Origin of the sequence: Sulfuricurvum kujiense DSM 16994 (genome assembly GCF_000183725.1) — a bacterium.
In the GTDB taxonomy this organism is placed as follows: domain Bacteria; phylum Campylobacterota; class Campylobacteria; order Campylobacterales; family Sulfurimonadaceae; genus Sulfuricurvum; species Sulfuricurvum kujiense.
On sequence record NC_014762.1, the window covers coordinates 1977533 to 2003065 of the forward strand.

At 38.9% G+C, this 25533-nt stretch carries 25 protein-coding genes, 2 other RNA genes and 2 pseudogenes; 16 read left to right on the forward strand and 13 right to left on the reverse strand.

The window, feature by feature from the left end; translation table 11 throughout:
- Positions 1–3 precede the first annotated feature (3 nt).
- Positions 4–1569, reverse strand: coding sequence for a PAS domain-containing sensor histidine kinase (locus tag SULKU_RS09870; protein ID WP_013460818.1), 1566 nt, complete (start codon positions 1567–1569; stop codon positions 4–6).
- A 407-nt stretch (positions 1570–1976) separates the two neighbouring features.
- On the opposite strand from SULKU_RS09870, the gene SULKU_RS09875 reads away from it, so the two are divergent.
- Together SULKU_RS09875 and SULKU_RS09880 are read left to right on the forward strand one after the other, a co-directional pair.
- Positions 1977–3632 (forward strand): sensor domain-containing diguanylate cyclase, encoded by a 1656-nt coding sequence (locus SULKU_RS09875; RefSeq protein ID WP_013460819.1) that lies wholly within the window; start codon positions 1977–1979, stop codon positions 3630–3632.
- A 331-nt stretch (positions 3633–3963) separates the two neighbouring features.
- Positions 3964–5409: a tyrosine-type recombinase/integrase gene (locus SULKU_RS09880; protein ID WP_013460820.1), complete on the forward strand. Its 1446-nt coding sequence runs from the start codon at positions 3964–3966 to the stop codon at positions 5407–5409.
- Between the two features lie 69 nt (positions 5410–5478).
- Here SULKU_RS09880 and SULKU_RS09885 read toward each other — a convergent pair whose 3' ends face one another.
- The 4 genes from SULKU_RS09885 to SULKU_RS09900 all read right to left on the reverse strand — a co-directional run bounded on the left by SULKU_RS09885 (position 5479) and on the right by SULKU_RS09900 (position 8323).
- On the reverse strand, positions 5479–5715 hold the full coding sequence (locus tag SULKU_RS09885; RefSeq protein WP_013460821.1) for a hypothetical protein: 237 nt from the start codon (positions 5713–5715) through the stop codon (positions 5479–5481).
- An 80-nt stretch (positions 5716–5795) separates the two neighbouring features.
- Positions 5796–6296, reverse strand: coding sequence for a hypothetical protein (locus tag SULKU_RS09890; RefSeq protein WP_013460822.1), 501 nt, complete (start codon positions 6294–6296; stop codon positions 5796–5798).
- Between the two features lie 54 nt (positions 6297–6350).
- A complete protein-coding gene (locus tag SULKU_RS09895; RefSeq protein ID WP_013460823.1) occupies positions 6351–6797 on the reverse strand; it encodes a hypothetical protein in 447 nt (148 codons plus the stop codon).
- A 170-nt stretch (positions 6798–6967) separates the two neighbouring features.
- Entirely contained in the window at positions 6968–8323 is a 1356-nt protein-coding gene (locus SULKU_RS09900; RefSeq protein WP_013460824.1) for a DNA adenine methylase, read from the reverse strand.
- A gap of 148 nt (positions 8324–8471) precedes the next feature.
- Here SULKU_RS09900 and SULKU_RS09905 point away from each other — a divergent pair, with 148 nt between their 5' ends.
- From SULKU_RS09905 to SULKU_RS09915, 3 genes are read left to right on the forward strand one after another with little or no spacing between them, the layout of a single operon-like run.
- Complete coding sequence (locus SULKU_RS09905) at positions 8472–8786, forward strand: hypothetical protein (RefSeq protein WP_013460825.1); 315 nt, start codon at positions 8472–8474, stop codon at positions 8784–8786.
- Positions 8776–9579: a hypothetical protein gene (locus tag SULKU_RS09910; RefSeq protein ID WP_013460826.1), complete on the forward strand. Its 804-nt coding sequence runs from the start codon at positions 8776–8778 to the stop codon at positions 9577–9579. Before SULKU_RS09905 ends, SULKU_RS09910 begins: the two co-directional genes overlap by 11 nt.
- Positions 9576–9926, forward strand: a complete 351-nt coding sequence (locus SULKU_RS09915) for a hypothetical protein (RefSeq protein ID WP_013460827.1) — start codon at positions 9576–9578, stop codon at positions 9924–9926. Before SULKU_RS09910 ends, SULKU_RS09915 begins: the two co-directional genes overlap by 4 nt.
- On the opposite strand, the gene SULKU_RS09920 is transcribed toward SULKU_RS09915, so the two are convergent.
- Both SULKU_RS09920 and SULKU_RS09925 read right to left on the reverse strand, forming a co-directional pair.
- Positions 9921–11684, reverse strand: a complete 1764-nt coding sequence (locus tag SULKU_RS09920) for a hypothetical protein (RefSeq protein ID WP_013460828.1) — start codon at positions 11682–11684, stop codon at positions 9921–9923. The two genes, SULKU_RS09915 and SULKU_RS09920, sit on opposite strands and share 6 nt — an antisense overlap.
- Positions 11681–12127, reverse strand: a complete 447-nt coding sequence (locus SULKU_RS09925) for a hypothetical protein (RefSeq protein ID WP_013460829.1) — start codon at positions 12125–12127, stop codon at positions 11681–11683. The genes SULKU_RS09920 and SULKU_RS09925 overlap by 4 nt, the downstream gene beginning before the upstream one ends.
- 519 nt (positions 12128–12646) lie before the next feature.
- Between SULKU_RS09925 and SULKU_RS14540 the strand changes: the two genes are divergently transcribed.
- The gene (locus SULKU_RS14540) at positions 12647–13609 is read left to right on the forward strand and encodes a replication initiation protein (protein WP_013460830.1); all 963 of its coding nucleotides are present in this window, start codon (positions 12647–12649) and stop codon (positions 13607–13609) included.
- Here the strand turns inward: SULKU_RS14540 and SULKU_RS09935 are convergent.
- The gene (locus SULKU_RS09935) at positions 13606–13791 is read right to left on the reverse strand and encodes a helix-turn-helix domain-containing protein (protein WP_281047863.1); all 186 of its coding nucleotides are present in this window, start codon (positions 13789–13791) and stop codon (positions 13606–13608) included. The two genes, SULKU_RS14540 and SULKU_RS09935, sit on opposite strands and share 4 nt — an antisense overlap.
- Positions 13792–13928: 137 nt before the next feature.
- Between SULKU_RS09935 and SULKU_RS09940 the strand changes: the two genes are divergently transcribed.
- The 8 genes and pseudogenes from SULKU_RS09940 to SULKU_RS09970 all read left to right on the forward strand — a co-directional run bounded on the left by SULKU_RS09940 (position 13929) and on the right by SULKU_RS09970 (position 20601).
- Positions 13929–16133, forward strand: coding sequence for a PAS domain-containing protein (locus tag SULKU_RS09940; protein ID WP_013460832.1), 2205 nt, complete (start codon positions 13929–13931; stop codon positions 16131–16133).
- A gap of 14 nt (positions 16134–16147) precedes the next feature.
- Positions 16148–16528 carry a PAS domain-containing protein gene (locus SULKU_RS09945; protein ID WP_013460833.1) on the forward strand — a complete coding sequence of 127 codons (381 nt, stop codon included), beginning with the start codon at positions 16148–16150 and terminating at the stop codon, positions 16526–16528.
- A gap of 444 nt (positions 16529–16972) precedes the next feature.
- Positions 16973–17113 (forward strand): annotated as a pseudogene (locus SULKU_RS15455) (methyl-accepting chemotaxis protein); the annotation flags it as partial.
- 240 nt (positions 17114–17353) lie between these two features.
- Positions 17354–17656 (forward strand): annotated as a pseudogene (locus tag SULKU_RS15460) (methyl-accepting chemotaxis protein); the annotation flags it as partial.
- A 10-nt stretch (positions 17657–17666) separates the two neighbouring features.
- On the forward strand, positions 17667–18518 hold the full coding sequence (locus tag SULKU_RS09955) for a sensor domain-containing diguanylate cyclase (RefSeq protein ID WP_013460835.1): 852 nt from the start codon (positions 17667–17669) through the stop codon (positions 18516–18518).
- Positions 18519–18538: 20 nt separating this feature from the next.
- Complete coding sequence (locus SULKU_RS09960; RefSeq protein ID WP_013460836.1) at positions 18539–19777, forward strand: GGDEF domain-containing response regulator; 1239 nt, start codon at positions 18539–18541, stop codon at positions 19775–19777.
- A gap of 24 nt (positions 19778–19801) precedes the next feature.
- Entirely contained in the window at positions 19802–20176 is a 375-nt protein-coding gene (locus SULKU_RS09965; protein ID WP_013460837.1) for a chemotaxis response regulator CheY, read from the forward strand.
- A gap of 23 nt (positions 20177–20199) precedes the next feature.
- On the forward strand, positions 20200–20601 hold the full coding sequence (locus SULKU_RS09970) for a hypothetical protein (protein WP_013460838.1): 402 nt from the start codon (positions 20200–20202) through the stop codon (positions 20599–20601).
- Between the two features lie 18 nt (positions 20602–20619).
- On the opposite strand, the gene SULKU_RS09975 is transcribed toward SULKU_RS09970, so the two are convergent.
- From SULKU_RS09975 to SULKU_RS09990, 5 genes are all read right to left on the reverse strand, one after another.
- Positions 20620–21144: an antirestriction protein ArdA gene (locus SULKU_RS09975; RefSeq protein WP_013460839.1), complete on the reverse strand. Its 525-nt coding sequence runs from the start codon at positions 21142–21144 to the stop codon at positions 20620–20622.
- Between the two features lie 399 nt (positions 21145–21543).
- Positions 21544–21916: a transfer-messenger RNA gene (ssrA, locus tag SULKU_RS14800) on the reverse strand.
- 139 nt (positions 21917–22055) lie between these two features.
- Positions 22056–22404, reverse strand: a transfer-messenger RNA (tmRNA) gene (ssrA, locus tag SULKU_RS14805).
- 45 nt (positions 22405–22449) lie between these two features.
- Positions 22450–23190 (reverse strand): tryptophan synthase subunit alpha, encoded by a 741-nt coding sequence (gene trpA / locus SULKU_RS09985; RefSeq protein ID WP_013460840.1) that lies wholly within the window; start codon positions 23188–23190, stop codon positions 22450–22452.
- A complete protein-coding gene (locus tag SULKU_RS09990) occupies positions 23187–23591 on the reverse strand; it encodes an Hpt domain-containing protein (RefSeq protein ID WP_013460841.1) in 405 nt (134 codons plus the stop codon). The genes trpA and SULKU_RS09990 overlap by 4 nt, the downstream gene beginning before the upstream one ends.
- A gap of 133 nt (positions 23592–23724) precedes the next feature.
- On the opposite strand from SULKU_RS09990, the gene panB reads away from it, so the two are divergent.
- Both panB and ruvB read left to right on the forward strand, forming a co-directional pair.
- The gene (panB, locus tag SULKU_RS09995) at positions 23725–24513 is read left to right on the forward strand and encodes a 3-methyl-2-oxobutanoate hydroxymethyltransferase (RefSeq protein WP_013460842.1); all 789 of its coding nucleotides are present in this window, start codon (positions 23725–23727) and stop codon (positions 24511–24513) included.
- Positions 24514–24524: 11 nt separating this feature from the next.
- Positions 24525–25532, forward strand: coding sequence for a Holliday junction branch migration DNA helicase RuvB (gene ruvB, locus SULKU_RS10000; RefSeq protein ID WP_013460843.1), 1008 nt, complete (start codon positions 24525–24527; stop codon positions 25530–25532).
- Position 25533: the final 1 nt, after the last annotated feature.

Sequence of the window (25533 nt, forward strand, 5' to 3'; positions counted from 1 at the left end):
TGACTATCGAATTTTTTTAGCCGTGAGGGTAAAGCAGCTTCCAGTTCCTTCAACCGAACGTACGTCAAGTGAGATCTTCATCATTTCTGCATATTCGCGGACGATATTCAATCCAAGCCCGGTGCCGAAACCGTGATCACGAACTTGTGCAAACGGTTCAAAAACGTAGGAGAGTTTTTCACTCGGTATTCCGATACCGCTGTCTTCAACTTCGATTACACAACTATCCGACTTTTCTTCCAATCTAATTTCTACAAACCCGTTTGTGGTAAATTTTAATGCATTTGAAATAAGATTAGTGATAATTTGTTTAAATTTTACACCGTCACACTCTATCGGTATAACACTTTTTTCCGCCTTAAACCGATAGTCGATCGAGCCATTTTTGTGAAGACTGGAACAATTTTCAAATGCCTCGCGTGCTAGTGAAACCGCGTTGTACTCAGCAATATCAAAAACTGTTTTTCCCGATTTCATTTTCGCTATATCGAGGAGAGAATTGATCAGTTCCAAAAGATTCTCGGCATTAGCGTAAGAGCGTTGCAAATATTTTTTGACCAATACACGGCTAACCTCATCTTCAACTATCTCGTCATAACTTTCCAAGGCCTGATCGGTAAAATTTACAATAGCATTCAAAGGGGTACGGAGTTCATGCGATACCTGATCGAAAAACTTTGTTTTGGCCTCAAGCGTTTGAAGTGCTTCTTCTTTTGCTTTGACCATATCGGTAATATCATGGCGGATCGAGAGGATTTCTATAATCGTTTTATCGGCATTTTTAATGGGGACAATGGTCGTCGCAAAATAGTGTGCTCCGCCGAATTTATCTCTATTCTTGAGCACCCCTTTCCAAATTTCACCGTTATAGATCTTCTCCCGTGCCATTTTTTCGCACATGACTTCACTGTTGCCTTCGAAAAAAATCGATACGTTCTGCCCTACTAATTCTTCCGGCATATAGTCAAGCGCTTCGCATAACGCATCATTGACATAGGTGATGATACCGTCAAGGTTACACCGTGCCACCAGATTCGACGTGTCAATCGCTTCATAATACTGGGAAAGAATATACTGTGTCTCTTCTTTTTCATGGGTGCTGACACGTATCCCCTCTTCCAAAACGCATTTATAGCTCATCATATCGGTGACATCGGAGAGGGTAATGACATAAATATTTTCACTCGGATCGAGCAGGCTTACCGAAACCGAGAATGTATATATTTGATCCCGCCCGCTGATACCGACTCTGTAATGCTCTTTTTCGCCGCTCAATACTGTTTTAAACCACGGAGCGTTTAAGTACCCTTCATACACATACCCGTATTTATCAATTATGAGAAACTGTTGTGAAAGACGAAAATCCGGATCAAATACATCCGATCCGATTGCGGCGAAAAAATCACTGAACGCTTTATTGGCATCTACAATCCGATACCCGTCACTCAAGGCAATCATATTATCCGTCAGATGAAAAATCGATTTGTAATATCGATAGGTCGGGTCACTTTCCCTCAACCTCGATTTAAGCTGATCTTTTAACGTCGCGTCCCTGTTTTCTTGCGGCACACTTATCCTTATCAAATACAAATTCACTAATAATAAACAAAGAACGATTAAAGAACAAAATCGAAACAAATAATTATTGTTTCTTATATTGCTTTTTTCTTACACAGTTAGGACCTTATGAATGTAACGGGAGGATATTGAGTAATGGTGGAGGCGTCCGGGGTTGAATGGGATTAGCAAGTACCTATATAGGGTGGTTTAGGACTTTTTCGATCTCAATAGTCGTCAAAAAGTGCCCTACTCTGACACAGTTTGGGCACATAACTTCATTCTATCTTAAACTTAATATTTTTATATATAATTTAGAAGCTTTATGCCTTATCGTTGCCATCGTCATAATATCCGGTATAATCATTTTCAATTAGATATAATTTCTTCCAATATCTCACTATGAGGATAATCTTATCATGAAAGTTTCTGAAGTTGATGACTCCCTCTTAGCAATAATTTTACAAAACATCCCTTTTTCGGTTACTACAACAACACCTGAAGGGCTCATCACCCGATTTAGTCGAGAAGCAGAAAATCTAACAGGATATAAAGCTTCCGAAATGATAGGGAAACAAACTCCGGTCATTTTCCATTATACTCCGGAAGTAGAAGAACGAACCATCCAGTTTTCAAACGCGCTTGGGATTGCAATTGAGCCAGGTTTCGATACTTTCACTATCAGAAGTCAACTCAACCTTCCTAATGAATTTGAATGGACGTATGTTCGCAAAGACGGTACGCATATTCCTGTCTCACTATCCGTCAGTGCACTGCGTGATAATGATGGGATCATCACCGGATATGTAGAGATTGCGAAAGATCTTAGCAAGATAAAAGAAAATCAGCAAAAATTGATGCGCTCTAAGCAGTTGCTTGATGAAGCGCAGCATCTCTCCGCAATCGGAAGCTGGAGCTTGGATCTAGTAGAAAATAGATTGGAATGGAGTGATGAAATTTTTCGAATATTTGAAATTGATCAAAGTCGGTTTGAGCCGAGTTACGAAGGATTTTTAAACGCCATTCATCCTGACGATATCGAAATGGTTCAAAAAGCGTTTTCAGATTCTGTAGCGAATAAGACACAATACACTATTACCCATCGTCTTTTAATGAGCGATGGAAGAGTTAAATACGTCACGGAACGGGGGAAAACTACCTACAATGAAGACGGTACTCCTCTGTTGTCACAAGGAACGGTACAAGATGTAACGGAATCAAGACGGATAGAAAAAGAATTGAATGATTATGTTGCCCTTATAGATGAATCAGTCATCACCTCCTCCACCGATCTTAATGGAGACATTATTTATGCTTCAAACGCATTTTGCCGCATTAGTAAGTATGACAAATCGGAACTTATTGGAAAAAATCACCGCATTATTCGCCATCCTGACATGCCGGCAGAAACTTATAAAGAATTATGGAATACTCTAACCCACAACCAAACATGGCAAGGTGAAATCAAAAACAAAGCAAAGGATGGCTCAACCTATTGGGTGTACGCTGTAATTTCTCCTGATTTTGATGATAATGGGAATAAAAGAGGCTACACTGCAATACGCCAAGATATCACCGATAAAAAACATGCCGAAGAACTGGCGATAACGGATCGCCTAACGGGTCTTTACAATCGACTAAAACTTGATGAAGTGCTCAATTATGAGATAGCTCAGACCAGCCGATATGATACGCCTCTCTCAATAATTATAATCGATGTAGATCATTTTAAAAATGTTAATGATACCTATGGACATCAAACAGGAGATATGGTCCTCAAAGAAGTAGCCCAAATACTTCGATCTTGCAGTCGTAAATCAGATACATCTGGGCGATGGGGAGGGGAAGAATTTTTAATAATTTTACCGAATACCAATCTTACCGGGGCATTGGAAGCGGCTGAAAAAATCCGTACCGCCATCGAAAATTATCCTTTTTCTGTTGTTGGTCAAAAAACTGCTTCTCTAGGAGTTTCCGAATTTTTAGCCAATGAAAATGAAGATTCTTTTATAGAAAGAGCAGACCAAGCATTGTATCGTGCAAAATCTGGCGGCCGGAATCAAGTAGTGGGATGATTTTAGTGTAACGTATACGTATGAACTATTTAGTCTCGTGAATTACAATAAGTCTATTTTAATGATGCATTGGTTGAAGTTTGAATGGGTAATGAAATAGGATTTGGTGGAGGCGTCCGGGATTGAACTTTTGTCCAAAAAATTTCAAAAAATTACCGTTTGCATAAATTGCGAATAAACACCTATTTTATGGGATTTATTAAATGCTTAGATATGCGTAAATAAACATAATTCAGGAATAATAAAGTTTAAAAAGGTGGTCTTAAAGGATATTTTTTTATAATTAGTGGTCTTAAAGTGGTCTCAAAATCATACTAAAAAAGGCTTAAAAATGGAATCTTTAGGTGGAAATTTCAAAGGAATTATGATTCAGAAGCTCCAATCGGGTGCCACAGCTTTCTATATCAAATTCAAAGATGAAATGAATGTCTCTCGTAAGCTGAAAGTCGGTGAGTCTCCCGATATGACTAAAACAAGAGCCAAAGATTTATTGATTGAAAAAAAGAAGGAGATCAAAACGAAGCGGAGTCTTATACGAGGTTCGGCAACATCACTCCCCTCCCCCATCCCAAGTATTCTTCAAAAGAAGTATAATCCATCTCCTAAAACCTTCAAAACACTGAACGATCTAGCTGATTTCTATTTTTCCGACCACTCTATAAAAACAATGAAAGAACTTAAAAATCGATACGATTATCACGTCAGAAATGAACAGTTCGCCAATAAGCCCGTTCAGCTCATTACCAAACATGAACTAATCAATTTTATCGAGCGAAAAAAAGTTCAAAGAGCTGATAAACGCAGAGGAGAAAATACTCGCAACAAATCGGTCGAAGAAAAAGAAATGTCCGAATATCAAATGAACCTTCAAAAAATCATTGTACTCGCGGCAAATGATGATTGGAGAAGCAAAAATACGATTGAATTTTTGAAAAAAAAGAATGAAATTCTCCTGCTGAGAAATAATGATGAAGCTAAAAAACGCCTATGGAACGATAAATCCGTATCAGAAGACGATAAACGGGCGATGATTGGGCTTCTGTCAAGAAAAACCATCAAAGAGATTTTTCAGATATGTTTAACAGCTATCAACTATTCTATTGATTCTCATAAAATCGCTCCCTTTGCCAATCCGTTTGTCGTCTCAAAAAGGGATAAAAAGCTTTATATCGAGGTGGACAACATCAAAGACCGATATATGTCAAAGGATGAAATCAAAGACTTTTTGAAAGAGTGTAAAGAAATCTCTAAAAAACCAAAGCACAAAAACATTTTTTTGATGGCTTTGTTGGCTTTATCCGTTGCGGCACGTCAATCGACTCTTTTAAGTATTAGGATCTCCGATATTGACTTGGAAAACGGATTTATAAACCTTCGCAATCATAAAACAGAAAAATGGTACAACAGTTTCATCGGCTCGGATGAAATAAAACAAGAAATTTTGAGACTTATTGGTGATAGAGATCGAAACGATTATCTTTTCGTCAATTACACGAAAGAACGCCCATACCGTTATCCCCGTGTTATGGGGGATATTCTTGACTATACGGTGAATTATAAACATCGATATGTCAATTGGTTATCACTCAAAGACCTGAGAAACACTTCTGCAAGTCATTTAGCCATGCAAGGAATACCGATTTCGCACATTTCGCAAATTTTGAATCACTCATCGGTTGTTATGACAGAAAGATATGCCCATTTAAGTCCGTCAATCGCTCAAGACGGAATCAGAACATTGGTTGATGGTTTTGGATTGGAAGATTTGGAGAAATAAATTTAGTAGTCAATTCAATTCCCTAAATCGGAATCGAACCCAGTGGAAAAAAGTTTATTTGAGGATGAGTTAAGCGGCGTCGGCGAAAGCCAAGAAGTTTGCCACTTCAATAATAGGGAATACATAACGGGCTTTTTGACTCACCCCAATTCGTTTATAACGGATAGGAAGATCACCCTTCAAAATCAACCCTTCAAGTGAAGAAACAGAAATTTCTAACGTCTCCGCAAGTTCTTGACGGGTCAATTGGGTTTTACCGTATTTGCGATACAAAAGGTCGACATACATTTGGGTTGTGGAATTCATGAAACCCCTCCCAACTCGTATAAACCGAAACAAAACAAATTTTTCATTTTAGTCCTTTCAATTTTCATAACGAGATTATTTCATTCTATAAAAGTCAATTTACCTACAAGAAATACCTCGATCATATCCTGATCACTAGACTGAAGTAAAGCACTCGGTTCATTGTCTGGATAGGTTGCTTCATAACGATACATCTCATCTAATTCGTCTTCATCTTCGATTAGATATAGCCATTTCTTTGAACTAAATTTGTCGACAACATAGATACAGATACCTACCCAAAACGTCCAATACCGCCAAAGATCAATTCTAAAAACATCTTCAGGATTTTGTAGTGTATGCTCAAATCCTTCATTGAAAAAATCCAAAGAACCATCTATCTCTTCATGGATATCAACTTCGATACATTCCAGATTCACGGGCATGTCTTTTTGAGATGTATATACCTCTAAAATATCAATTAAATCAGGTAAATTCTTTTCTTGTTTAATAGAATTGATTTGATCCAAAATCAATTGGTGTTGTTCATCAAACCCGCCGTCAGATAGGGATTTAAATTTGTAGTTATCAAAATTTCTCATTGTATGTCCTTTGTCAAATGATTTTTTTCTTTAAAATATAGAGATTGTTCAACCTTATGAAGGCATGAACAACCGTTCCAACATTTTGTATAACTCGAATTCATCCTTATCAAGTACGTTCGTACTGGTCGCGACGGAGTTTCCTTCCATGTCATAGAATTTTTGGATTCCATGCAGTAAGTCCATACATACAATTTTTTCACCGGTTTTTTCTTCCAATGAAGCGATTGACAGAACGATTTGACTCAACAATTTTCCATACCCTTGAAGGTCTGTTTTGATAAATTTCAAAACCTCCACTGGAGAGTATTTTTTACGGATATCCTTTGAAATAATGTCAAAGTCTTCCGCACCGAATGTGGTGGTGTCTCCGTCAACACTTACATCCATTGAAACGTGAAACAGAACACCTTCATCACCTGTCCCATAAGAAAGGTGGATTAACCCTTCCTCAGTAATATGAATACCTTTGAAATCGATAATATTTGTTAAATTTTTCATTTTTTGTCCTTTAATTTTTAATATTCGCCCGTCAATCAAGACCCTTAAACCATCGAAACCCATCCAACTTGACCACTGATCCTATCAAGGGTCGATTTCGGGGTTCCAAAGGGGTTTAACACACTCATAAATAGTTAAATTACTCGTAATTGTTGGGTGTGTATCAACGATTACGATACCGACTTTAAAAAGGGGATAACCACTTTCAAATGACGGTAGTGGATGTTATTGTTGATAACCATCGATGGAGTCATAGAAACCATTGGGAACATTGAAACCATTGGATAAGTTGGAATCAATGGAACGGTTTGAACCGTAGTTGGTTCAACGACAGTTTCCTCTTGAACGGACGGTTGTGTTTCAACGGTAGAAACTTCCGGAGTCGTTTCTTCAACGGTTGTTTCGTTGTTCCAAGTGGAGAAATAAATCACTTCAACACATCGTGGTTTTTTCTTATTTGAGATAGATTTAGTGTTATTGATCGCTTTGTGGACTTCGATATGACCGATGGTTTTGTCCTCACTGAACATTTTTGTTTGGACGTTATTTCGATAATTGTGGTAGATGAACTGACCTTTCAACCCTTTCACCATATTGATACATTCCTCATGAGGGAAATCAGGGTTCCCGTACGTCACTTTCGTAGAAACAAGAACGTCCACGTCTTGTTGTAGATACGGAGGATCGATAAGGAAAAGGGTATTTATTCCATCGTATTTTTTCAGGATTTTTTTGTAGTCTTTGTTCTCTATTACGACTTTGAAGTATCCTAGATAGAATGACATCAGTTTGATTTTTTCGATGACTTTTGAATACCCTTGGAATTTTTTGATGTCACTGGAAATACTGATACGACTTTTTCCATTTTTCCACTCGTAGTTTCCTCCGAATGTCGTGTTCATTACGACTAGGAATAATGCTGCACGGCGGACGTTCATTTCTCTGTCAAGTTCCAGTTTGTTTAATTCCTCCACCAACAATTTGTGGTACACCTTGTAATCTTCAAGGGTAGGATTTTCATCCAACAACTCTTTTTGGTCTAGGATGATTTGTCTTACCTCTCTGATCAGTTGTTGTCGGAAGAACTTTGATGATATTTTTTTCAATAGATTCACGATGGACGTATTCAAGTCATTAAAGACAAGAATAATTTGTTTCCCAGATTTTTTGATTTCTTCTATCAAAAGTGGGGCAATGGTTAAAAAATCACTTCCTGAACCAGCAAACGGGATAACGACCGTCACTATATTAGATAGAATAATTCGATTTAGAATAAGAGATTGGTTAATTTTCCAGAAAGATTGTTTGTTCCCAACGTATTCCAACAATACACGGACTTTGGTTTTATCCCCATCTGGATTGTACTTGTTGCTATAGGTTGTTGGATTGAATGTGCTGTCCTTGAAGTATTGTTGTGGATTCTCAATGAAGTCCTCAACATATACCGTTTTACCATTTGGAAAAGTTTGAAACCCACCTTTAACATATTTACCTTTTACAGTGTTTTTTCCATTTACATTTTTCATGATTCGTCCTTTAAATTTTGATTTCAGGACGAAAGATAAACTTCCAAAATAGCTTATTTACCTACAAAGAAAAACATGCTAAAATAGGGAGTTTGATTTGATAGTGATAAAATCCATTAATCAATTTTTGGAGTGTTAAAGGGGATAAATGGCGGCACGAAAAAAAGTTCGCAGCTATGAAGATGTCTTCATTGAAGCGGTTTTATTAACGATTGAAGAGTTGAAAAAAACCAATAAATACTATAAAAATTCCGACGCTTTATTGATGAGCTATGACGAAATTGGAAGGATGGTTAAAAGTATCAGTGATGATGCGAAGTACCATTCTTCAATCAGTAAAAATTTCGAAATATTAAAAAAACGATATCTCGATAGTGATGAATATGACAGTTCAGGAGAAATAATGGCTGAAACTCCTTCTGTACCAAAAGACAATGTAGAGGAGATCAATTTTGGCTTCTGAAGAAAAAGAAATGCACACTGTGCATGATTGGTCAAAAATCAAAAAGGGTGAAGATGTTTTTGCGCTCTATGGAAGCATCGGGCAATTGAATTTATGTCAGCGTTTTTTTTCAAAGGAGGTCAATAAGACGCTTGAAGCGAGTGTCGTTGTCTTGCAATATATGATTGAAAATTACTTGAAACAAGAATTTGACCGAAGTTCCCTTGCCAAGATAAATCTTGACGCTTTTATCAGTATCGATGAGGAATCGAACAATCTAGAAGATACTGATACGATCAAGACAAAGAAAAAAAAGGTCGGTCAGCCCTCTCGTAAAGAAGTGTTATTGCGAGATGCTCTAAAAATATTGCGGTGCCACAGACTGGTTCATTTTGAAAAGGGTAAATACAAACTCAATAGAGAACTTTGGAATAAAGGGGTGGTGTATGGAATCAAAGACACCCAATTGTTATCGGAATTGGCACCTGCGCTTGTTCGTCATATCCGTTATGAAGTGAGAAAAACGCCTAACCATTTTTTTGAAACTACGAGCAAAGTGATCGGGTTTGCCCTCAAGGATTCGGCTGAATTTAACAACGAATACGAGCAAACTTATCATGTGTTTTGGCAAATGGAAAAAGAGGGGATGGTGTGGTTGGATATCGATGAAGATACCCCCGAAGAGGTCATTCCAGTTGGAATTACCATCGATGAGAATAACGAAAAAGTCTTTCAATACAAATACGAAGACAGCGACGATATTTTCACTGCCACCTTAGATAAAATCATTATTCCAGAAGAAGGTATCGAATGAAAAAAAGAGCACTTTTTGCAGTAAATATGCTGATTTACGATTATTTCAATGGGTTTGATGTATTTCAAAAGATGACGATTATTCCCGTCTTGATCGAAGCGAATAGGGATGATTCTACAGAGAGATACGGTATCGAAGCCCAAAGACTCTTTTTGAGCGATACTTCCGCCAACGCATCCGCCAATTACTTTTTGGTGGATGCGGAAGATGAAGCCAACCGTCTTTTAAAGGTTATTCAGGAGAATTTGCAGTACATTAAAATCCTCCCTAAATACGATGGGGAATGGTTAATTGAAGAGCTAAGCAAGCGTATTGAGATTTATCGTAAAAACGCCCAACTCTCATAAAGACGGTGAGTAATCCTCCTCCCTCTTTTTATGAACCTCTTTTAGCTTCCCAAATATCACGATAAAATCATCCACTGATTGGGTTTGCTCCAATGAGGGTTTAAACTGAGGGAATTGTGTAAATACACTCTCTTTGACCACTTTAAACAAGTTTTTTGTTTTTAGGCTGTTTAGTATGGAGTTCTCGCTCATTTGGGTGATTTTCATAATACCTCGTAGAAGGTGAGCAAACGCACCTTCGGTTTTGGGTTTCTTGATGTGTATTGATTTGGTTTTAATATTGATAGAGTCCGCTTCGGTTCCCCCTTGGGTGATTTTAACTTGGTATTTTTTCTCCATCCCCTGCTTTAATGCTTCAAACCCTTTACCTCCAACCGTAGCATCAAACTTCAATATTTTTTCAATAAGATGCTGTTTTTTGTTCTGTTTTTGAAGTTTTGATTGTGCTAATTTCAACTTTTTAGCTCTAACACGGTCAATCTCTTGATTGATTTGCTCTATCCGTTTTAAAAACACCTCATAGTGACTATTGTATTTGGTGCCGATTTCAGAATATTGAGCCAATCTCTTTTCTAATTCTTTTTTATCGATTGTGACGATAGCAACAACCGCTAAACGGTCTCGACCTCGTTCTGAGATGATTTTCCCCATCTCGAATAGTTTAGCTTTGAAATCACTTCGGCGTTGTTTCAAGATAATTTGGTGTCGCTTTCTCTCATCACTCTTAACCCATGCCCAATAACTTTTATTCTGTGCCACTTGGGATAAGAACTCGGAGGTGCTGATTTCTTTGTTATTCAATCGGTCTTTGGCTATCTTTTTAAACCATCCGTGCTGTCCATCTGCCCAATACGAAAAACCCATCATTTGAGTTTGATAAAAGCATTTTAACTCGATGTATTCACTTTGAAAGAACTTCTCAGTCGATGTCATTTTCTCTTGTTCATCTTTGATAAATTTATCGATGAACTTGATTTCATTCTGACGACCTTTGATATCAGATTTGATGGAATTCATCTCATTTTTAAGGGCATTTTTGCGGTTTAAAATGTTGTAGCGTTCGTGCTTATTCATAGTGATAAGGTCATTTTTTAAAGTGTGTTTCACTCCTAAGATGGTGAATACTTGGGACAGCTCACCGTTTAGTTCCTTGATGGCTTTATCGTTTTCAATGTATTCGGGGTCATTGCGTAGGTTTTCAAGAGCGTTTTTCTTTTGGGTTCTCGATATACCCTCTCGTCTGTGTTGCTCCATTTCTTCTTTGTTTTTTACCCCTAAAACGGTTCTCATATCTCTATCGATATTATTGGATAGGTGATTGGCTAATGACTCCCTCAAACTCAATAAATCGGCTTGTCCCCTGATTTTATACTTCTGCGAAACAGCAAGGTGAAGATGGAACCCTTCTTTGACGTTTTTAAAACCATTGGAGTATTCTTTATCACTTTTGTCGGAATTGAACTCTAATGCTCCTATAAATCCATATCGATTGAAGCTGTTGATACACCATTGGATGCTTTCGTTCTCCATTATCTTTTTTTGCTCGGGGGATAGTTTCTCATAGCTTTCAGGTGATAGAGGACTGATGATATAGTGATGAACACCACCGTCACCTAATTTTTTGTCGCTTTCGAATACGTTATGCTGTTTTTGAACATAGTTGATAAGAGCAGCCTTTTGTTGCCCTTCATAGATTTTTTGGGTGTCTTTGAATACGGTCTTTAATTGTTTCAAGTTTTTGGACTCGGAGTATCTCATGCGAATACCTGCTTGTTCTCGAATACGATACGGAAGATGGTTTTTAATTTCTCCAGTGCCGCCTCTTTGGTCTTTATTTCAATGAATTGGTCAGGATTGATTTCTTTTAGGATTTGGTTCCAAAAGCTTTTAAACTGCCCTCTTTTTACCTCTCTACGCTCCATTAAAATATTTCTTTTTATGGGGTCGATTTTTATTCCCTCGTCCATAGCTTCTTTGATGGAGGGGAACTTTTGCTCGGAGGTCAATAGTATCAATATCAAATTCTCTATATCTCGGGCGATATGCTGACTTAGGCGATTGTCTTTTTTAATCAGCTTGTCGTATAGCAACTGGTTCAAATAATCGTGCTTGGTGATGTTTTGGTTTCTGCTTTGTTCTTCTATCAATTCCAATAACTCGGATTGGATATTGAAACGGGTCAATAATCGTTTTTTGCTCATCTGTAATCCTTTAACTCATATATAACTATTATAAAAAATAACGGTATGCGTCCAAGAAATCGATGTTATTTGCCTATATTTTGAGAGTATAATTTTGAATAGCCACCTTATTAACACCGTATCACGGAGATAATACTTTTCCTGCTGATAGCATCCTCGCTCTTTGGCTCACTATTTGCCATGCAAAAATCAAAAAAAAGCTCATCGCCAGTGATTTAAAAGAGAGACATGAAAAATTCAATCACAATGTTGTGCTAAAACACTCTGGGAGTGTTTTATTAATCACTATTCTTCATCTATCTATTTAATCAGGTTTAAGCCGTTGAATATCACCTATATAACGATATTTTCAAAAGGTATCAACGGCACTTCGTATCTATTTAACGGCAAATTGTTTCCCCATAATCAAGCCATATAAACGGCAGTTTGTATCTGAAATACGAAAAATCATTCAAAAATTTCCATTCTTCACCCATTTTTTTATAATGAAAATCTAATCCAATTTAAGAGGTGAAAATAATGATGATAAAAAAAGCTAGCGGTCTTATACAGATGACCAATAAACTGACCCGTTCCCAAAGAGCCATTTATAACTATTTACTGTTTGTAGTCAAAGAAGAATTACGAAGCAATCAAAATCAACGGAGATTTGAAGCCAATATCACCGATATCAAGAAATATACGGGTGCACAGAACAACACCCATATCAAGGAAAGTATCTTGCAAATGCAAGAGGTCAAGGTGTCGTTCAATGTATTAGGTAAATCCAAAAAGGACTGGAATTTTAAAAAAGATATAGGGCTTATTATCGATGTGGATATCCAAGAGGAGGGGTTTGTGTCGTTTTCTATGGAGGAGAAACTGATTACTGCTATTGATTATCCCGATATGTTTGGTTTGGTTGATTTAAAAGTCATTAAGGGTATGCAATCAAAACATTCCATCGCTCTTTATGAGTTTATATCTGATTACCTAAAAATAGGCAAGAAACGGGTCTATTTGGACGATTTTAAAGTTCTTATGGGTATTGACCCTCAAAAGGGTTATAAACGGTTCTGTGACCTAAATTCGAGGGTGATTAACCCTGCTATCAAAGAGATAAATGAAAAGACTTCGATTGTTTTAGCGGTTGAGCCGATTCATAGGGGGAGGAAAGTGACAGCGTTGGAATTTCGATTCATTTATAAGGACGAAGCGATACACCAGCAAAAGCAGTTTTCCAAAAAAGAGCAGTTTGTTCGTTATCGAGATGAAGTTTATAAAGAAGCGGCAGGTAGACCTGTTTTTGTGTATAAAAACCGTGATGTGGTGGTCGATAAACACCCTAAAAAGCAAAAAATTATGGTGGGGTATAAAACCCCTAACGGAGTCGAATGGTATTCCGATAAAGAGGCTCTAACTGTGTGGGAAATACTGATTCAGAACAAGACGGCGGTGGATGCTAAGTTGTGGGAATATCATTGTGAGGATTTGAGGTTTTAATTCTCATATTTTGGGAAAAAATCACAAATATTGACATCCAATACATAGGCGATTTTTACCAAATGCTCGATGTTGAAGTGTTGATTATTATGGTATATCTCTGCCAATGAAACGATAGAAAGTGATTTGTGTCCAATGGATTGAGCTAACTGAAGTTGGCTGAGCCCTTTTTCCATACGAATTCTTTTAACTTGCTATAAGAAGTTGTAAAGTTTAATAAGATACAATTTTTGATGCAACTTGTTATTACAAGTTTGATATATATATATATATATATATATATAATACAATTCATTAATTTTTGGTTGAGGGTGGTTTGATGGCAGAATGTATGCAAAATAGTTCAGCATCAAAAATACGTAAAGGATCTATCCTTATTGTAGAAGACTCCTCTCTTTTTAACAATGCACTTCGCAGAGGTTTAATATCTTTTGGGCATGAAGTAACGAGTACATTTACGTTGGATGAAGCTCTTTTGCATTTAGAAAATAATTTATATGATTTAGTTGTTCTTGATTTGCATCTTCCCGATGGCGAAGGGGAAGACCTTCTTGAAAATCTGAGTAGTAAGCAAAAATTAAAAATTATTGTCTATACCTCTGATCCCGACAAAGAGCGTCGAAATGAATGGTTTCGATATGGTGTATTGGGATATCTCTCAAAGAATGACCCATTCCCACATGTCATTCAAGAAATCGATAAAACACTCAAAGCGATTCAGGAAAACACCCACTACAATATTCTTGTAGTTGATGATTCCAGTGTTGTTCGCCGTCAAGTCACTTCATTATTACAACCGCGCAACTATAAAATAAGTATTGCTATCGATGGCGACAGTGCTATCGAGGTTATCAACACCCAACAACTTGATTTGATTTTACTCGATCTCGAACTTCCCGATATGAATGGGGAAGAGGTTTTGAAGTATCTTAAAAAAAATAGTGCTTCCGCTGAAATTCCTGTCTTTATTTTAACAGGAACATACGATGCCTCTACTGTGGGAAGATTGATTAAGCAAGGAGCAAATGAGTTTTTTCTAAAACCTTTCGTCGCCGAAGAGCTTCTGATGAAAATCGATTTTTGGATCGATTCGAAACGGAAAACCCGACAAATCGAGTGTGAACGTCAACTCCTCCAAGAGTATAAAGATACCGTCGATCGCAGTTCCATCGTCTCTAAAACCGATAAACGGGGCATCATCACCTTTGTTAATGACAAATTTTGCGAAATTTCGGGGTATTCACCTGCAGAACTGATCGGAAAACCTCACAATACAGTTCGCCATCCCGATATGCCGAAAGAAGCATTTGAAGAACTTTGGCAAACGATTTTAAGTGGTCAAGTATGGGAAGGAATTGTTAAAAACCGTAAAAAAGATGGTTCTCCTTACTGGGTACAGACGACGATTAATCCAATTGTAGATATAGAGGGAAACATTGTCGAATATATCGGTGTTCGAACCGATATCACTGAACTTCAAAACATCAAAGAGACACTACAAGATAAACTGCACATTTCTGAAGAACATTTCGAAGATATTTATCGGCGGGCACAACTATACGAAAAAGCAATTGATGAGAGCAATATCCTCTCGCGTACAACAGCTGATGGAACCATTCTCTATGTCAATAATCGTTTTTGTGAAATTACAGGGTATAGAGAAGAGGAAATAATCGGCAAAACGCATGCTATTGTTCGACATCCCGATACTCCAAAAAAAGTTTTCGCCGATATGTGGAAAACGATTCAATCTGGAAAAGTATGGAATGGTGTTCTAAAAAATCGGAAAAAAGACGGTTCTCCTTATTGGGTCGATTCGACGATTATTCCGATCAAGGATAAAGAAGAGAAAATTATCGAATATATGGCAATTCGACATGAGGTCACAGAAATTATCACTTTGCACGAAGAGATCGAAAAAACGCAACAAGAAATCATTTACCGAATGGGAGAAATCGGAGAAAGTCGAAGCAAAGAGACGGGAAACCATGTTCGCCGTGTTGCAGAGTATTCAAAACTATTAGCATTTAAAGCAGGTTTAGATGAGAAGGAGGCGAATTTAATTGCAGATGCTTCACCTATGCATGATATCGGCAAAGTTGCCATACCTGATTCTGTGTTACATAAACCAGGATCGCTGAATGAAGCTGAATGGTTAGTGATGCGTTCACATAGCTCTATCGGTCATAAAGTTCTATCAGGATCTGATCGTCCTTTGTTGAATGCCGCATCTATTATCGCCCATGAACACCATGAAAAATATAGTGGTGGTGGTGGGTACCCATCGGGCTTAGTAGGGGAAGATATTCATATTTATGCTCGAATCGTAACCATTGCCGATGTTTTTGATGCCCTTGGAAGCGATCGTGTCTATAAAAAAGCGTGGTCATTGGAGAAAATCATCACTTTGTTCAAAGAAGAAAAAGGGAAACACTTTGATCCTCGGTTGGTTGAATTATTTTTAGATAATCTAGATGATTTTTTAGTGATTCGTGATCGATATCAGGATCATACTCAATTTTAAAAAAGGAATAATACGTGGAACATGTACTAAACGACACTGATTTTTTAGTGTCACAGACCGATTCAAAAGGGAAAATTCTATTTGCCAATGAAGATTTTTGCAAGATTGCAGGATATACCCTCGAAGAGCTAATCGGTAAACCGCACAACATCGTCCGTCATTCCGATATGCCCAAAGCGGCATTCAAAGATTTATGGGACACCGTAAAAAGTGGAAAAGTGTGGAAAGGGTATGTCAAAAACTCTACCAAAAACGGTGGTTTTTACTGGGTATTTGCAACCGTCTATCCGAATATTGCTTGTGGAGATGGAGAAGGTGGTTATATGTCGTGCCGTCGTAAAGCTTCCCCTGCTGAAATCCAAAAAGCCGAAACGCTTTATAAAACAATGCGATAAAAGAAGGGTAATGAAATAATGAAAAACAGTACAAAAATTATAATATTGTCGTTAGTAGGAATTATTGGTTTTATTTTAGCATTCAGCGTTAATTCGATATGGGTCAATGGGGTGGTAATTGGTGTGCTACTAGCAACTGCGTTATGGACAAGTCTATCGTCTTCATCAGGTTCGGATGTATTGACTACACAATTAAATGAACTCGAAGAGTTGATGCAATTTAAACGTAATCAGATTGAACCAGTAAAAGCTGAATACGGAAGTATTGAAGAAAAAATAAATAATCTAACAAAAACACATGAAGCTATTTTAGAACAAGATACCAAAGTAGCGGGTGAGATGGTATTACTTGCTGATAAAGTGCGTCGTGGTCATTTTATGTGCCGTGTTGCAAGTGATTCAAAAACTCCACATGTTCATCTCCTTAAAAAAACCATGAATGCAATGCTCGATGCTACTGAAAAAAATCTCGAGCAAGCTATCAATGTTTTAGAGGCATTAAGCGAAGGGAAGTTCTCAACACGTGCGAAAGTAGACGTTGAGGGTAAAATGGCGCAGATGTTAGAAAAAATCAATGATCTTGGTACCGCATTGCAATCAATGGAGTATCAAAACAATGAAGCCAAAGAAGTTTTGAACAATAATACGCAACAACTCAAGAACACGGTTGAAAACCTCCGTTCTAATCAATTTGTTGAATTGAGCGGAATGATTAACTCTACTGTGGATCGTATTCAAAATGTTGCTAACAAAGAACACGAACTCTCCGGTAATCTTCAATCCCTTGCCGGAAATGCACAAGAAACTAAACAAATTTTGGTCACTATCGGTGATATTGCTGATCAAACCAACCTTTTGGCACTTAATGCGGCAATCGAAGCGGCACGAGCGGGTGAACACGGACGTGGGTTTGCAGTGGTCGCTGATGAAGTTCGAAAACTGGCAGAACGTACTCAAAAGAGTTTGGCTGAAACTGCCGCTACGATTAATATTCTTATTCAGGCTATCAATGACAACAGTGAAGAGCTTAACAAGAATATGGATGAAATGATGAGTTTGACTCAGTATGTTGGAGCTGTGGATGGTAAAATGGGTGAATTGCTTCACACTATGGATCGATTAACGTAAAAGAGTCTTAATGGGAATTAAATGCAGGCATTTTAATCAGTATATGTCCTTACTAGAAAAACATGTATCGACTTCTATTACTGATGTAAATGGTGTTATTGTTTGTGTCAGTGAAGCATTTTGTGAAATGACTGGCTATACACAAGAAGAGTTGATCGGTAAAAAACATAACTTACTTAGACATCCTGATATAGCAGATGAAATATATCGAAATTTATGGGCGACGATCACAGAAGGTAAGACTTGGCATGGGCGCATAAAAAATCTTAAAAAAAATAAAGATTCTTACTGGGTAGATGCTTACATTGAACCTATTTTTGATGAGGGAGCAATTATCGGTTATCAAGCAGTACGGCAAAATATTACCGATGAAGCTCTTTTTGAAACAATGGCAAAAATCGATCCTTTGACTAGATTGTATAATCGTAATTCCATCGAAGAATTTGCCCAATTGTTCATAGATGAAGCACAACGATATCAAACCTCTTTTTCTGTCATTATGGTAGATTTAGATGACTTTAAACACATTAATGATGTTTACGGTCATCCAGTAGGTGATGAAGTGTTGAAAAAACTATCGGTCATATTTCAGGATTTGATTCGTTCAAGTGACCGTATAGGACGATGGGGAGGAGAAGAATTCATTATTCTCTGTCCGCAAACGACGTATTTACAAGCAAAAGAGTTGGCTGAACGGTTACGTTTTGGATTTTCTTCACACGAATTTGAAGAAATCGGTTATAAAACAGCTAGCTTTGGAGTCGCTTTGTTTGAAGATGAAGATACGATTGAAAGTTTAATAGTTAAAGCGGATAATGCATTATACGACTCCAAGAGACTAGGAAAAAATCGGGTTAGTTGATATTAATATAAGGATAAAATTTGAAATTTTTGATTGTTGATGACAGTAAAACTTTAGCTAAACTAATCAGCTTAAAAGTAGAAACGGAGTTGAAAATCGAGGTTGATGTAGCATATTCATTGGCTGAGGCAGAGTTATATACTCAAAAAAATACTTACACATTGGCAATTCTCGATTTGAATCTTCCCGATGCACCAAACGGTGAAATCGTTGATATTTTTTTAGAAAAAAAGATTCCTTCAATCGTTCTAACCGGAAGTGTAGACAAAGTATTTCGAGAGCAAATACTCAAAAAAGATATTATTGACTATGTGTACAAGGGAGGGATAAATGATATTAATTACATTATCTCAATCATCAAAAGACTCCTAAAAAACCGAACCCATAAAGTGATGGTGGTGGATGATTCCTCTGTATTCCGTAATCAAATCAAAAAGATGGTAGAAAATCTCTTTTTTCAAGTCTTTGCATTGGCACACGGAGAAGAAGCTTTACTGATATTAGAACAAAATCCCGATATCAAAATGATTATCACCGATTACAATATGCCGGTTATGGATGGTTTGCAGCTCACAGAAGAAGTTCGTAAAACGTATGATAAAAATCAACTCTCTATTTTTGTCCTCTCTTCGGTTGATAGTCCTGAAGTTTCTGCCATGTTTCTGAAACGGGGAGCGAATGATTTCATCAACAAACCATTCAGCAAAGAGGAGTTTTCGTGCCGCCTCAACAACGCTATCGAAGCATTGGAAAATATTGAAACCATTACCAATTACGCCAGTCGTGACTTTTTAACCGGATTGTATAACCGCCGCTATTTTTTCAATACCATTGAGCCTTATTTTTCTAATGCAGTCGATTCAGAGGAAGAATTTGTTGTAGCGATGGTCGATATTGATCATTTTAAAAAAATTAATGATACCTATGGGCATGATGTCGGTGACAAAGCGATCATCCATCTCTCGGAAATTCTTCGATCCGGTGTGCAACATCAAGATGTTGTTGCCCGATTCGGCGGAGAAGAGTTTTGTATCGTTTTAAAAAATACGACTCGTGAAAATGCGATTGGGGTTTTAGAACGTATTCGTCAGCAGGTATCGTTATCACCTCTAATGATCGCTAATCAAAGCGAGGTATCGTTTACTATTTCCATTGGTGCGGCACTGGAGCATGAAGATACGTTAACTGATACCATCAATGAAGCCGATGCAAAATTGTATCAAGCTAAATCAACTGGACGTAATAAAGTCGTTTTCTAAATACAATTGCTTAAAGGAGAAAATTTGAAATTATTGGTTGTAGATGATAGCTCAACTATGCGACGTATTATTAAAAACACTCTCTCAAGATTAGGATATGAAGATGTTTTTGAAGGGGAAGACGGACTTCAAGGATGGAATATCCTTAATCAAAACCCTGATATTAACATGCTGATTACCGATTGGAATATGCCTGAGATGAATGGATTGGAATTGGTTAAAAAAGTGCGAGCAGATTCTCGTTTTATTGACTTGCCAATTATTATGGTCACCACTGAGGGAGGTAAGGTTGAGGTTGTGACGGCGCTCAAGGCGGGCGTGAACAATTATATCGTCAAGCCTTTTACTCCTCAAGTGCTCAAAGAAAAATTATCTGCAGTTTTGGGTGTAGCCCTGTAATTCAGAAAAAGAAAGGGTAAGGAATGGAAGTACAAGTAAATGTAGATTTTGATGAGCTATTTGGTTATACGGTTCGTGAAACCAGTATGGTATTGAAAGTAGCGAATGATGTTGTCAGACTTGATGATGACAGATTTTTTCAATTATCAGGGGATTTTGATTTTGAAATATCTGAGGGTGATGATGTTGTTATTTTTGATAAAACAATCGATAAGTTTTACTATATGAGATTGATTGCTCAATACCGTGAAATGATTGAAATGGATCCCGAATCCGAATATATAGAAGATGGCATTCGAGCAATCGCGCAATACAGTGTTGAGTTGGAAGAAATTGGTGATGATACTGTTGATCTTTATAAATTAGTCATCAATGATCAAATTTACGATGCAGAATTTAAAGGAACGGTTGACGACTATAATTGAACTATTTTGGGGTAATAGTCACCCCAAATACTCATAAATATCCCCATCCTCCTCAAAATATCGTCCATCATAAGAAAGTTCTCTCCCTATTTGCTCATAATCGATAGCGTTGGCAATGATTGGAGGTAAGTCTTTTAGGTTATAGAATCCATCAATAAAATCATAAGCAACATCTTGCATCGTTGAATCTTCGTGTATGATAACATCCTCGTATTTTTCGAGTGCTTCTTCAAAATTGTTAACCAAACCATTACGGAGTAAAAAACTAACCATCTTTAATTCGTGGTCGTTTAGCCCGTCGGCTTGTTCTGCAATTTCGTTGAGTTTGAATGGGTTGTCAAATTCCCCGATTTCCATAAAACTACACTCATAATCGGTGATAAAGATTTCTTCGTGTTCATTGTCTTCACACACTTCCGCACCTATTGATAAAATTTCTGTAATTTTAGATTTTAAATCGTCTTCATCCATCGGTAGGGATACCCACTCTCCAATAAGATGGCCATTGTTGTATGCCGCTAAGTCAGTGATATAAATTTCCATAGGTTTTACTCCTTCTTTCAAAAAAACGATTTTCTCTGTTTGAAGGTTTTCAGAATCTCGATTATTTTCTTTTTTTCGAAAACATCGACACCCTTATCCTTCAAACAAAGTTTTCTCCGTCCGTTAGGCTTATCGTTAATCTCAAATGGGAAAAGTTTCAAAGATGGTTTAAATCACCGCTTAAATACATTTAAACGAGTGTTTCAACCTCTTTGTAGGAAAACTTCTAATGATGGGATAAACGATAAGTCTGAGGGGGTATAGGAGATTATGTTTGATAGGGTAAAGGGTGGATGGTTTCAAATGAAAAAAAGGTGATGGTAAGACAATTGATAGATTGGATAAACAATAAGAAAAAGAAGAAAGATGAATCCATCAAGTTTCTAAAAAAAGAAATTTTGGTGGAAGCGTTCGGAATCGAACCGAAGTCCGAAACCAAGGAAATAAAGGCGTCTACATGCTTAGTATCGTTGTTTATGTTTCAGACGCTCTCACACAACCGAGCAAAGCTACTGCGTCCAATTCTCTAAATTCATTCAAGTCCGAGACATTCCAAAAATATAGCTATCACAGGGGTTATACGCCAAGCCCTTCCAGTTATAGCATAGGAAGGTAGCGCAGTCCTAAAGTTTAATTAAACTTACGCTACAGCGTAAGCAGGACGGTAATTAGTGTTGTTTGCGTTTAAGCAAGTGTGAGCCGTATAACGGAGTTGCTCAGTCCGGCAATGCAACCTAAACCTTCTTGATCCCGTCGAAGCCATGTCGCCCCCAGAAATAAGAACATCGAAGTATATCATCAATTTGAAAAATACCACCTAAAAATCGGAAAAGTGGTCTTAAAGTGGTCTTGTGTGGTTATAAATATCAATAAAACAACCTATTTATGGACTTTAAAAATATTCAACCTAAAGGATTGAACCGGAGTCCTAAACCAAGAGAGTAAAGGCGTCTACATGCTTAGTAACGTTGTTTAGGTTTCGTGAGCTTTCACACAACGTGCAAGGCTACAGCACACTATCCTCTAAATTCGTTCCCAGTCGAGGCATCCTGAGAGTATAGCTATCGCAGTGGTTATACCCCAAACCCTCTCGGTGATAGCATAGAGAGGTAGAGCAGTCCTAAGTTAAATTAAACTTACGCTACAGCGTAAGCAGGACGGTAATTAGTGTTGTTTGCGTTTAAGCAAGTGTGAGCCGTATAACGGAGCTGCTCAGTCCGGCGATGCAACCTAAACCTTCTTGATCCAGTCGAAGCCATGTCGCCCCCACGTAGATAACCGAAGTTAGAATCGTATTATATATCTCTATTCGTTAATAAGAGATTTGATCTTACGGGTTATCTCGCAGCATTTAGCAATTTTTTGGGTATTCGAGAGGCTATCGTCCAAAAGGACATTGACAATCGCCGAACCGACGATAACACCGTCCGCCCCCTGCACTTTTTCACGGGCCGTCTGCTCGTTGACACCGAACCCGACATACACCGGCGTCTGCGTATGACGTTTAATCATCGCTAAGGTCGGAGCCAAATCTTCGCTTTTACCGCTTCCGGTAATCCCCGCATAGGCAACGAGGTAGATAAATTTGCGCGCTTCGGCGGTGATCATCGCGATACGCTCTTCGCCGTCGGTCGGAGCGACGAAAGTGATGTTCGCCAATCCGCGATTTTCAAAGAGCGAGTGATACACCCTCGCCTCTTCATACGGCACATCGGGGATAATCATTCCGTTTACGGATATCGATTTGGCCTTCTCAAGCAACGCTTCCATCCCGTATTGGTAAAACGGGTTGAAATATCCCATCCATAACGTATCGATTTTCGGCGCAACTTTTTCAGATATCTCCAAAAGATCGGCAAACCGAAAGCCGCCCTCGAGTGCGCGCTGATTCGCCGCTTCGATGACAGGACCGTCCGCGACGGGGTCAGAAAACGGAACACCCAGTTCAAGGGTATCGACACCGTTTTCGCCCAGCGCCAAAGCCAAATCTACGGTAAAGTTTTTATCGGGATAACCTGCGGTAATGTATGCTACGAGTTTTTTCACTCTTTCTCCATATCGGGTAAAATTAAAAGGGAAAAATGGATTTTGGCTAGCTCATTATCCATTTTTAAATCTTCCTGCCACTGCATAAACATATCGGCGACACTGATGAGCCATGTAATCGTCTCTTCATTCACTTTCGCATCGCGTAATCGCAATTGTTCAAGCGCATCTTCCGCAAAGGTTGCCAAACGAACCATCGGCTCAATCTGCAAATAACCTGAGGCAGATTTAATATTATGAAAAATCCTAAACAGCTCTTCAATACTTCGATGATAACGCTCGGGATTGCCCAAATCAATGATCAGGGACTCCATAATTTCCGTCATCATGGCGTAATGGTCTAAAAATTCGTCAATGATTTCAAAGTCGAAATTAGCCTCTAAAACGCTCCGTACGCCCATACTGATGTTCTCCTGTGGTCAAAAATTATAACCAGCTTTTGTTTAATATCCCCTCTTAATTGCCATAGAATAGCATTGCAACCAAAATTTTGGGTAAACTATCTACTTTAAATGACTGTGGGATATTTATAGTATGAAAAAACTCTCAATCGGCTCGATTCTAAAACGAAAAGGAGCACTTCCTCTCGTGATGATCACCGCATATGATGCCCTTTTTGCCCGACTCTTCAGCGAGAGCGCCGATATCCTCCTCGTCGGAGACAGTCTCAATATGAGCTTCGGGGGAAATAACGATACACTGAGTGCAACCATGGATCAGATGATTTACCATACCCAGGCTGTATGCAAAGGCGCTCCTGAAACGTTTGTCATTACCGATATGCCTTTCGGGACCTATACCGACGAAGCAACGGCGTTAGCCAACGCCATTCGCGTCTACCGCGAAACCCCCGCCGATGCGGTGAAAATCGAAGGGGGAACCGATAAGGCACACCTCGTCAGACATTTGACAAGCAATGGCATCGCCGTGTGCGGCCACATCGGATTGCTTCCGCAAGCCTTTCGTGCCGAAGGGGGATATAAAGTCAAAGGAAAAAGCGAAGAAGAAGCCCTCTCTCTCATCGCCGATGCGCAGGCCGTTGAACGGGCAGGTGCTTTTATCCTCGTCATCGAGGGGGTCAAAGCCGATGTCGCAACGCGCGTTGCCAAAAATGTATCGATTCCTGTCATCGGCATCGGCGCGGGCAGCGGTGTAGACGGTCAGGTACTGGTATTCTCCGATATGCTCGGATTGTATGAACCGTTCGTTCCGAAATTCGTCAAACAATACATCAACGGGGCCAAAAAGGTAAAAGAAGCAGCCAACGCCTATAAAATCGAAGTCCAAAACAGGGAATTTCCCGATGAAAATTATGTTTATTAGGAAGTTCTGACGTGGAACGCATAGTCGAAATCGAAAAATTCAATGCCGAAGAGGTCACAGAAACCTCGCTGCGTCCCAGCGCATGGAATGATTATATCGGGCAAGAACAGATCAAAAAAAATCTGGGCGTCTTCATCGAGGCGAGTTCCAAACGGGGCGAAGCCCTCGATCATGTCCTCTTTTACGGCCCTCCGGGCTTGGGAAAAACGACGTTGGCCCTCATCATCGCCAATGAGATGGGAAGCAACATCAAAGTAACCGCCGCACCGATGATAGAGAAAAGCGGTGATCTCGCCGCCATCCTCACCAACCTCGAAGAAGGGGATATCCTCTTTATCGATGAAATACACCGCCTCTCCCCTGCCGTCGAAGAGATCCTTTATCCTTCCATGGAAGATTTCCGTCTCGATATCATTATCGGTTCAGGCCCTGCGGCGCAGACGGTCAAGATCGATCTCCCCCGCTTCACCCTCATCGGTGCGACAACACGGGCCGGGATGCTCTCAAACCCGCTGCGGGATCGTTTCGGGATGAATTTTCGGATGCAGTTTTATACTCCGGACGAGCTTTGTTCCATCATCACCCAAGCCGCAATTAAACTGGGAAAAAATATCGATAAAGATGCCGCTAATGAGATCGCCAAACGCTCACGCGGAACCCCCCGCATTGCACTTCGGCTGCTGAAGCGGGTACGCGATTTCGCCGACGTCGCCAACGAATCGACCATTCTGCACGAACGTTCCCGCTACGCGCTCGATCAGCTGGGGATCAACGCCAACGGATTCGACGAGATGGATATCCGCCTGCTCAAACTGCTGATGGAGGCCAAAGGGCGCGCGATGGGACTCAGCACTATCGCCGCGGCCCTTAGTGAAGACGAGGGGACGATCGAGGATGTCTTAGAGCCTTATCTACTTGCCAACGGCTATCTGGAGAGGACGGCGCGCGGACGGGTTGCAACCCCGAAAACGTACGAACTGCTCAAATTCGGAACCCCGCAAATCGGGTTGTTTGAATAAC

What these genes read in the sequence shown, in the direction of transcription:
- SULKU_RS09975 (WP_013460839.1), bottom strand. Translation starts at nt 21,144, where the DNA reads ATGGAAATTTATATCACTGACTTAGCGGCATACAACAATGGCCATCTT.
- SULKU_RS09890 (WP_013460822.1), bottom strand. Translation starts at nt 6,296, where the DNA reads ATGAGAAATTTTGATAACTACAAATTTAAATCCCTATCTGACGGCGGG.
- SULKU_RS09895 (WP_013460823.1), bottom strand. Translation starts at nt 6,797, where the DNA reads ATGAAAAATTTAACAAATATTATCGATTTCAAAGGTATTCATATTACT.
- SULKU_RS09875 (WP_013460819.1), top strand. Translation starts at nt 1,977, where the DNA reads ATGAAAGTTTCTGAAGTTGATGACTCCCTCTTAGCAATAATTTTACAA.
- SULKU_RS09955 (WP_013460835.1), top strand. Translation starts at nt 17,667, where the DNA reads ATGGGAATTAAATGCAGGCATTTTAATCAGTATATGTCCTTACTAGAA.
- SULKU_RS09915 (WP_013460827.1), top strand. Translation starts at nt 9,576, where the DNA reads ATGAAAAAAAGAGCACTTTTTGCAGTAAATATGCTGATTTACGATTAT.
- SULKU_RS14540 (WP_013460830.1), top strand. Translation starts at nt 12,647, where the DNA reads ATGATGATAAAAAAAGCTAGCGGTCTTATACAGATGACCAATAAACTG.
- SULKU_RS09920 (WP_013460828.1), bottom strand. Translation starts at nt 11,684, where the DNA reads ATGAGATACTCCGAGTCCAAAAACTTGAAACAATTAAAGACCGTATTC.
- SULKU_RS09900 (WP_013460824.1), bottom strand. Translation starts at nt 8,323, where the DNA reads ATGAAAAATGTAAATGGAAAAAACACTGTAAAAGGTAAATATGTTAAA.
- SULKU_RS09990 (WP_013460841.1), bottom strand. Translation starts at nt 23,591, where the DNA reads ATGGGCGTACGGAGCGTTTTAGAGGCTAATTTCGACTTTGAAATCATT.
- SULKU_RS09925 (WP_013460829.1), bottom strand. Translation starts at nt 12,127, where the DNA reads ATGAGCAAAAAACGATTATTGACCCGTTTCAATATCCAATCCGAGTTA.
- SULKU_RS09970 (WP_013460838.1), top strand. Translation starts at nt 20,200, where the DNA reads ATGGAAGTACAAGTAAATGTAGATTTTGATGAGCTATTTGGTTATACG.
- SULKU_RS09940 (WP_013460832.1), top strand. Translation starts at nt 13,929, where the DNA reads ATGGCAGAATGTATGCAAAATAGTTCAGCATCAAAAATACGTAAAGGA.
- panB (WP_013460842.1), top strand. Translation starts at nt 23,725, where the DNA reads ATGAAAAAACTCTCAATCGGCTCGATTCTAAAACGAAAAGGAGCACTT.
- SULKU_RS09880 (WP_013460820.1), top strand. Translation starts at nt 3,964, where the DNA reads ATGGAATCTTTAGGTGGAAATTTCAAAGGAATTATGATTCAGAAGCTC.
- SULKU_RS09885 (WP_013460821.1), bottom strand. Translation starts at nt 5,715, where the DNA reads ATGAATTCCACAACCCAAATGTATGTCGACCTTTTGTATCGCAAATAC.
- SULKU_RS09905 (WP_013460825.1), top strand. Translation starts at nt 8,472, where the DNA reads ATGGCGGCACGAAAAAAAGTTCGCAGCTATGAAGATGTCTTCATTGAA.